The sequence below is a fragment of the Peptostreptococcus sp. genome, assembly GCF_977045075.1.
Genome location: NZ_CDRRTB010000081.1, coordinates 1 through 8,285 on the forward strand (window position 1 = coordinate 1; position 8,285 = coordinate 8,285).

The following is an 8,285-nucleotide window of genomic DNA, read 5'->3' on the forward strand; positions in this document are numbered from 1 at the left end:
TGCGTCTGTATTTTAGGGGCCTATCCTTGCTTTTAGTAATGGCCTGTAGGGATGTATTTGACAACTGTAAGGTCTTTATCAAGCACTCTATAGCAGGAGGGCTTTACTGTATGCTTAGGATGCCAAAAGACCTAACTGATGATGATATTAAGGTCCTAAAGGCCAAGATGAAGGAATATATAGAAAAGGACTATGAAATAAAATGTCACTATATGCCAAATGACCAAGCCATTGACAAGTTTGAAGAGGTTAGAAGGTTTGACAAGTCTAATCTCCTAAAGTATAGGGATGATGACCTTACTAAGGTATATGAGTGTAATGGCTACTTTGACTATTTTTATGGATATATGTTCCCATCTACCTCATATATCAAGGATTTTGACCTAGTTAGGATGGGTGAAGGTCTGGTAATCTTGGGTCCAGATAAGGGCATAAAGGGTAGGGTGGCAAAATTTAAGCCCCTACCAAAGCTGTCAGATATCTACAGGGAGTCTGAACAGTGGTCTAGGACCTTAGGAATAGAGACCCTAGTGGACCTAAATAGGATAATAGAAAACAATGAATATGGTGAAATGATAAGGACTGTTGAGTCCCTACATGAAAAGAAAATAGCTGAGATAGCGGATATGATAGTAAAGAGGAAGAGTAAGCTGATCTTGATAGCAGCGCCTTCATCATCAGGTAAAACGAGTTTTGCCCATAGGCTATCTACACAGCTAAGGGTAAATGGATTGACACCACTACCTATATCCCTAGACGATTATTTTGTCAATAGGGAGGATACACCAAGAGACGAAAATGGAGACTATGACTTTGAATCAATAGACGCAATTGATATTGACCGATTCAATAGGGACCTGAATGACCTTTTAGAGGGCAAGGAAATTGTGAAAATTAAATTTGATTTCATGACTGGGTCAAGGGTCTATACCGATAAAAAGCTAAAGCTGGAGGGTGACAACCCTATAATTCTGGAGGGAATCCATGGCTTGAACCCAAGTTTGACCAAGGACCTGCCAGATGATTTGAAGTTTAAGATATACTTAAGTGTTATTACTCAGATAAACCTGGATGACCACAATAGGATACCAACTACAGATTTCAGGCTGATAAGAAGGATAGTCAGGGACCACCAATTCAGAAATTCTAATGCAGAGAGTACACTAGAAAAATGGGCCTCAGTTAGGAGGGGGGAGGAAAGGAATATTTTCCCTTACCAGGAAGAGGCAGATGTTATGTTTAACTCAGCCAGTGTGTATGAGCTGTCAGTCCTAAAGCCAATGGCTATAAAGTTATTGAGAAAGGTTGACGAGGACTCTTGTCATTATTTAGATGCCTTGAGGCTAAGAAAGTTTTTACAGTACTTCAACCAGATAGATGATACTGGAGATATAGGTCCTACTTCTATAATTAGGGAGTTTATTGGTGGAAGCAGGATAGTTGACTAGAGGAGGAAGGATGCCGAGAAAAAAGACGAAAAAAGAAACGATAGAAATACTGGACCTCTTGAATGACCAGCACCCAGATGCTCATTGCGAGTTGGTGCATTCATCTGCCTTTGAGCTATTAGTAGCAACCATACTATCAGCCCAGTGTACAGATGTTAGGGTTAATATAGTCACAGAGGAAATGTTTAAAAAGTACAACCAGCCCCAGGACTTTAAGGACCTGAGTATAGGCCAGATAGAGGAAATGATTAAGACCTGTGGGCTATACAAGTCAAAGGCCAAGAAGATTAAGGAAACATCATCCATATTAGTAGACCTATATGGGGGCCGGGTTCCAGATAATTTAGAAGACCTTGTGAAGCTCCCCGGTGTGGGAAGAAAGACAGCAGGGGTTGTCTTGAGCAATGCCTTCGGAGTACCTGCTATTGCAGTGGATACCCATGTATTTAGGGTCAGCAATAGGATAGGTATAGTAAAGGAGTCTACACCAGAGAAGACAGAGTTTGCCCTGATGAAGGCAATACCAAAGGACAGGTGGACCCATTCCCACCACCTACTGATATTCCATGGTAGAAGGGTCTGTAAGGCTAGAAAACCAGAATGTAGTAATTGCTCTATAAGTCATATGTGCAACTACTATAGCTTTTAGATAGAAAATAAGATAAGGGGGTTGATATTATGGCTATCAATATAGTGCTTGTTGAGCCAGAAATACCGCACAATACGGGTAATATAATTAGGACATGTGCAAATACAGGGGCTATACTCCACCTGGTAAGACCACTAGGCTTTTCCCTAGATGATAAGCACCTAAAGAGGTGTGGTCTAGACTATTGGGATATAGCAGATATACAATACTATGATAGCTTCGAGGAACTTGAAGAGAAAAATAAGGGGGCTAAATTTTTCTTCTCTACCATAAACGGCAAACAAAACCATACTGATGTAAGGTATGAGGATGGTTGCTTTTTGGTATTTGGTAAGGAAACTAAGGGCCTACCCAAGGACCTGATAGAAGCCAATATGGATACCTGCATCAGGATACCAATGAGGGGGATAGAGGGTGCAAGGTGCCTTAACCTGTCTAATGCAGTGGCCATTGTGGTATACGAGGCTATGAGACAATTAGACTTTGATGGTTTGGTTTAGAAAAATCTGGAGGTAAGTATGAATAAAATTAAGATAGTCTGTGATAGTTTGTCTGACATAACCCAGGACTATTTGGACTTATATGATATAGAGATGTTGCCAATCAGTGTAAATATTGATGGTATTGAATATAAGGATAGGGTTGATATAGAGGGAGAAAAGTTTTATAGGCTATTGAGAGAAGAGGGCCTAATACCTAAGACTTCTCAAATAACATATGGGGCCTTCTATGAATGCTTTAAGAGCTACTGTGAGAAGGGCCACGATATCCTCTATATTTCTGCCGCGGCAAGTGCTACAGGTACCTACCAAAGTGCCATGCTAGCCAAGTCAGAGCTAGAAGAAAGTTATGATAATAAAATTAGGATTATAGACTCTAATACCCTTTGCTTTGCTATAGCTATACAGGTTATAAGGGCCTGCCAGCTAAGAGAAGAGGGCAAGACACTTGATGAAATAGTTGACCAGATTGAGGCTATGAAGGATATGGCCTATGGTTGTTTCTCCTGTGATGACCTCCTATACCTTAGCAAGGGTGGAAGGATATCAAGTACCAAAGCTACAATAGGTACGGTCTTAAGTATCAAGCCCCTATGCATCCTGAAGGATGGTATAGTTGATAATGTAGGCATGGCTAGGGGAAAGAAGAATGTAGCTGGAAAACTAGTAGAAATAGCCAAGGAAAATGGAATATCCAGCCTTGAAGGCAGGACAGTCTATATAGGCTATTCAGATGACCTAAAAGAAAGGGATAGACTAGAGGATATAATAAGGGCTGAGCTAAAGCCTTCTGAGGTAAGGTACTTTATGATAGGCTGTGGAATAGGTACCCATGGAGGGCCAGGAACAACTGGTTTTATATGCTGGAAGGACCAGGCTAAGGATCTCCTATAAGAGAAATTATAATTAAATATATTGTACAAATAAAAAGACACCCACTTAAGGTGTCTTTTTTCGCTGCTTATATAAAGCTGGTTTGTATTTTTTAAAGTACCTCTAGTAGTCTGACGATAAACTTCCACATCCTACCTACAGAATCGACCTCAACATGCTCCTGTGGTGTATGCACATTGAACATATTAGGACCTATTGAAATTGCTTCAGCCTTGTGTCTTAGTTTGTTTAAAAGGATACCGCATTCTAGACCACAATGCATGATTACAACATTAGGGTCCTTGTCGAATACTTCCTTGTAGACACCTACTGACAAGTCCTCTAGCTTAGAATTTTTGTCATGCTCCCAGGCAGGGTATTCAGCAGAAAATTCTAGTTTAGCTCCGACTAGTTTAGCCAGTCTAGCCAAGTTTGACTTAACATAATCCCTTTTAGATGCTGCAGTGAACCTTACAAGACTATTGAATTCTAAGTTCTGGTTTCCCTCATGTATTACCGCAAAATTAGAGGATGTATCAACCATGCCCAGGTCAACTGCCCTTGATATTACGCCATCAGGTGTTAGGCAAAGTATATCTAAGATCTTATTCTTACACTCATCTGTAAACACCTTGAAATCAGTTGGTGCAGACCTTCTCAATTCTATCTTTAAATTAGGGTCAGTAGGATAGTATTCCTTTTGTATCTTAGCAGAAAGCCTCTGAATCTCTCTGACAAGTGCTTCTAGGTCTTCATTTCTAATGGAAATTACTGCCTCGCAGCTTCTAGGTATAGCATTTCTCTTAGAGCCACCACCTATATAGAATAAGTCATAGTCGTAAGTGATAGAGCTGAGTATCCTGCCCATAATTACATTGGCATTTGCCCTTTGCTTGTCTATATCCATACCTGAGTGTCCACCAAATAGGCCCTTAACATTAATTTCTAGGGCTAGGTTGGTAGAAATGGCAGGCCTATATTCCTTCCTTAGGACCATGCTAGCATTAACTGCTCCTGCACATCCTACAAGGATAGAATCGTCCTCCTCTCCATCAAGATTCAGGATATATGTTGACTTAAGGTCTGACATATCAAGCTTTTCTACACCTATCAGGCCGATTTCCTCCTCAACTGTAAATACACATTCAAGGTTCGGGTGTGATAGGTCATCGCTTTCTAATATGGCCATCATATAGGCAACACCCATACCATCATCTGCACCAAGTGTTGTCTGGTTAGCCCTTAGATTATTGCCCTCTAGGATTAACTCGATTGGGTCCTTGGTAAAGTCGTGGTCTACTGAGTCACTAGCTTCAGGTACCATGTCTACATGGGCCTGTAGCATAACCGTGGATGGGTTAGGACTGCCATTAGTTGCAGGCTTCTTCACTATTAGATTTTTGTAGCTATCTTGGTAGGTTTCTAAACCTAGGCTCTTGGCAAAATTCATAATATAATCGCTGATAGCTCCCTCGTGACCAGATGGTCTAGGGATACTTGAGATACATTCAAAATTTTTGAAAACCAATGTTGGAAATAAACCTTCTGTTATATACTTCATCTCAAAGCACCTCCCTAAGTAATATAATTCCAAAATAAATCTTTACATATATATTATAACATGGTTAAAGTCCAATGTGGTATAATATTGAGATAGAAATTAAAGTAGGCATCAAGGCCTTAGAAAAGGATGGTGAATATGGAAGCTAAATTTTATAAGGTATTAGAGTTAGATAAGATAATAGATATGCTAAAGGCCAAGGCTGCATCCAGTCTAGGTCTTTCAATGATAGAAAAATTAAAACCAATGTCAAATTATGAAGAGGTAAGGGCCGCCCAAGAGGAAACCACTGAGGCCCAGTCAATACTCATAAACAGGGGACATGTGCCACTTGAGGGTATACATGATATAGGAGACAAGGCCAAGAGGGCAGATCTAGGAGCTGTTTTAGACCCTAAAAGTCTCCTTGACCTAGCTGACACTATGAGGGCAACTAGGGTACTAAGCAATGTCTTGAGTGGCCAGATTAAGAAGGAGACCTTTGGTAATTCTGAAACATCAGTAGACGAAGAGGATGATGGAATCAAGTTTCCTATAATCCAGAGTTTGGCTACGTCCTTGTACATACACAAGGATATAGAGGAAGAAATATTCAATGCCATAGTTAGTGAGCTGGAAATAGCCGATTCTGCTTCGCCGGACTTGAGATCTATAAGGAGGAGGATCCTGCAAAAGAACCAGTCTATCAGGTCCAAACTAAATGGGATTATATCGTCTGCTAGCTACCAAAAGTATCTTCAGGACGCCATCATATCCATGAGGGGTGACAGGTTTGTAGTCCCAGTCAAGGCAGAATACAGGTCTATGGTGTCCGGAATTATCCATGACCAGTCCTCATCAGGAGCAACCCTATTCATAGAGCCTATGACTATAGTTGAGATGAACAACGACCTAAGACAGCTAAGACTCCAGGAAAAAGAAGAGATAGAAAAAATCCTAGCAAACCTGTCTGCCATGGTAGGTCAGGTGAGCAGGGAATTGCTATCAAACCAGGAAATTCTAGCTAAGTTGGACTTTGCATTTGCCAAGGGAAAGCTATCAATAGATATGAAGGCTACAGAACCAAGCCTAAATAAGGATAGGCTAGTTAGGATAGTCGGAGGCAGACACCCCCTACTAGATAGGAAGTCAGTTGTAGCCAATGATATATTGCTAGGAGGCGACTATTCTACCCTACTGATAACGGGACCAAATACAGGTGGTAAGACGGTGACTATAAAGACTCTGGGCCTATTTGCCCTGATGACCCAGTGTGGACTTCACTTGTCAGCAAACTATGGTACTAGTATGTGCGTCTTTGACCAAATATTTGCAGATATAGGAGACGACCAGAGTATAGAGCAGAACCTGTCTACCTTCTCATCCCACATGACTAGGATTGTAAATATAGTAGATAGGGTGACAGACCAGTCCTTGGTAATATTTGACGAATTGGGGGCAGGTACGGACCCAGAAGAGGGGGCAGCCCTAGCAATAGCAATATTAGAAAATATAAGACAGTCGGGAGCGTCCTGTATAGCAACTACTCACTATAGTGAATTGAAAAAGTATGCCCTAGCCAAGAAGGATGTTGAAAATGCAGCGGTAGAGTTCGACATGGAGACGCTTTCTCCTACATACAGGCTCCTTATAGGCGTACCTGGTAAGTCAAATGCCTTTGAAATTTCTAGAAAGCTAGGTCTGAGTGAATATATTATAGAACATGCCAAAAACTTCCTAACAAATGAGGACATAGAAATAGAGGAGGTTCTACAAAACGTAGAAAAGAGTAGACTTAAGACCCAGGAAGAGCTTGAAAGGGCAGAAAGATACAGGCAGGAGATAGAGGATATAAAGCTAGACTACCAGGCCAAGCTAGAAAAGCTAGACCAGTCCAAGGCCAAGGTTTTAGAAAATGCCAGGAGCCAAGCCTTCTCTATAGTAAGGCAGGCCAAGGAAGATACGGATGCCATGATCAAGGAAATCAGGAAGACAGATAGGCTGAAGGATAGTAGGGAAAAGGACCGTAGACTTGAGGAGATTAGAAAAGAAATAGGCCAGTCTATGGGCAAACTCCAGCCTAGTGTAGAGAGTATGGTCGTACCAAAGTATGCATCCAAGGAGATTAAGTCCCTAAAGCCTGGTACAGATGTAAATATAATTACCCTAAGGCAGGATGGTACAGTTGTATCTGCAGATGATAAGAAGAGAGAAGCCATAGTCCAGGTTGGTATCATGAAAATGAGCCTACCATACAAGTCTCTCAAGCTGATAGATAAGAAGGAGAAAAACACGGTTACCAAGACTACAAGGCAGGTTATTAATTCCAAGTCGGGTAGTGTAGAAAGAAAGGTAGACCTAAGGGGCATGAACCTTGAAGAGGCAAGCATGGCCGTTGAAAAGTACTTAGATGATGCCTGTATGGCTGGCCATGAAGAGGTAACAATTATACATGGTATAGGCACAGGTATACTGAAAAAGGGTATGACAGAGCTATTGAAAAAGAACCCCCATGTGAAGTCTATGAGGCCAGGCCAGTATGGTGAAGGTGGGGCAGGAGTAACCATTGTAATAGTAAAGTAGTTGGAATTAAATATGCATAACCAATCAATGATCCTTACCGAAACTTGCTTTTTATAAAGTTTATAGGGGGACTATAGATAAAAGCAGTGGATAAAAGCTAGAGACAAAGGCTATAAATAAAAGCAATGGTTAAGGGCCACAGATAAAGGCTATAAAATAGAAGCAATGGGTAAGGACCCCAGATAAAGGCTATAAATAAAAGCAATGGATAAATGATACAGATAAAAAATATAGATAAAGAATATAGAAAAACTATAGAAAAACTATAGGATAATGTAGAATAGAGAGTTAAAAGGTGATAATAATGAAGGATATAGATAAGGGACCAGTCCTTGTATCTGCCTGTCTCCTGGGTATAAAGTGCAAATACAACGGTGGAGACAATAAAAATGAAGCTGTCTTAAATTTTCTAGAAGGAAGAGACTTTATTAAGGTTTGCCCAGAATCCATGGGTGGTCTTGAGTCACCCCGTCTACCATCTGAAGTAGAAGCTGGTTACGATGGTATAGATGTTGTAGAAGGAAGGGCCAGGGTATATGGCAAGGATGGAAGAGATCTGACAGAAGAGTTTTTGAAGGGGGCTCAAATTTCACTGGACCAGGCTAAAAAACACCAGGTCAGCCTGGCTATACTAAAGGAATCCAGTCCATCATGTGGTGGTAACAAGATATATACAGGCAGGTTTGAAGGCC

Annotated in this window: 7 protein-coding genes; 6 read left to right on the forward strand and 1 reads right to left on the reverse strand. The window is 40.9% G+C overall.

Annotated features, from left to right (window positions below; all coding sequences use genetic code 11):
• The 4 genes from ACW6OJ_RS06750 to ACW6OJ_RS06765 all read left to right on the forward strand — a co-directional run.
• Positions 1 to 1,448 (forward strand): nucleoside kinase (locus ACW6OJ_RS06750; RefSeq protein ID WP_456096100.1); only part of this gene is annotated, 1,448 nt, incomplete at its 5' end.
• A 10-nt stretch (positions 1,449 to 1,458) separates the two neighbouring features.
• Complete coding sequence (gene nth, locus ACW6OJ_RS06755) at positions 1,459 to 2,097, forward strand: endonuclease III (protein WP_456096101.1); 639 nt, start codon at positions 1,459 to 1,461, stop codon at positions 2,095 to 2,097.
• Positions 2,098 to 2,126: 29 nt separating this feature from the next.
• Entirely contained in the window at positions 2,127 to 2,597 is a 471-nt protein-coding gene (trmL, locus tag ACW6OJ_RS06760) for a tRNA (uridine(34)/cytosine(34)/5-carboxymethylaminomethyluridine(34)-2'-O)-methyltransferase TrmL (RefSeq protein WP_293426496.1), read from the forward strand.
• An 18-nt stretch (positions 2,598 to 2,615) separates the two neighbouring features.
• Positions 2,616 to 3,491, forward strand: a complete 876-nt coding sequence (locus ACW6OJ_RS06765; protein ID WP_456096102.1) for a DegV family protein — start codon at positions 2,616 to 2,618, stop codon at positions 3,489 to 3,491.
• Positions 3,492 to 3,582: 91 nt separating this feature from the next.
• Here ACW6OJ_RS06765 and ACW6OJ_RS06770 read toward each other — a convergent pair whose 3' ends face one another.
• Positions 3,583 to 5,031, reverse strand: coding sequence for an aminoacyl-histidine dipeptidase (locus tag ACW6OJ_RS06770; RefSeq protein ID WP_455105245.1), 1,449 nt, complete (start codon positions 5,029 to 5,031; stop codon positions 3,583 to 3,585).
• A 138-nt stretch (positions 5,032 to 5,169) separates the two neighbouring features.
• Between ACW6OJ_RS06770 and ACW6OJ_RS06775 the strand changes: the two genes are divergently transcribed.
• Together ACW6OJ_RS06775 and ACW6OJ_RS06780 are read left to right on the forward strand one after the other, a co-directional pair.
• Complete coding sequence (locus tag ACW6OJ_RS06775) at positions 5,170 to 7,593, forward strand: endonuclease MutS2 (RefSeq protein WP_456096103.1); 2,424 nt, start codon at positions 5,170 to 5,172, stop codon at positions 7,591 to 7,593.
• A gap of 304 nt (positions 7,594 to 7,897) precedes the next feature.
• Positions 7,898 to 8,285: DUF523 domain-containing protein (locus ACW6OJ_RS06780; protein ID WP_456096104.1), on the forward strand; the 388-nt coding region annotated here is incomplete at its 3' end.

What these genes read in the sequence shown, in the direction of transcription:
- nth (WP_456096101.1), top strand. Translation starts at nt 1,459, where the DNA reads ATGCCGAGAAAAAAGACGAAAAAAGAAACGATAGAAATACTGGACCTC.
- trmL (WP_293426496.1), top strand. Translation starts at nt 2,127, where the DNA reads ATGGCTATCAATATAGTGCTTGTTGAGCCAGAAATACCGCACAATACG.
- ACW6OJ_RS06765 (WP_456096102.1), top strand. Translation starts at nt 2,616, where the DNA reads ATGAATAAAATTAAGATAGTCTGTGATAGTTTGTCTGACATAACCCAG.
- ACW6OJ_RS06770 (WP_455105245.1), bottom strand. Translation starts at nt 5,031, where the DNA reads ATGAAGTATATAACAGAAGGTTTATTTCCAACATTGGTTTTCAAAAAT.
- ACW6OJ_RS06775 (WP_456096103.1), top strand. Translation starts at nt 5,170, where the DNA reads ATGGAAGCTAAATTTTATAAGGTATTAGAGTTAGATAAGATAATAGAT.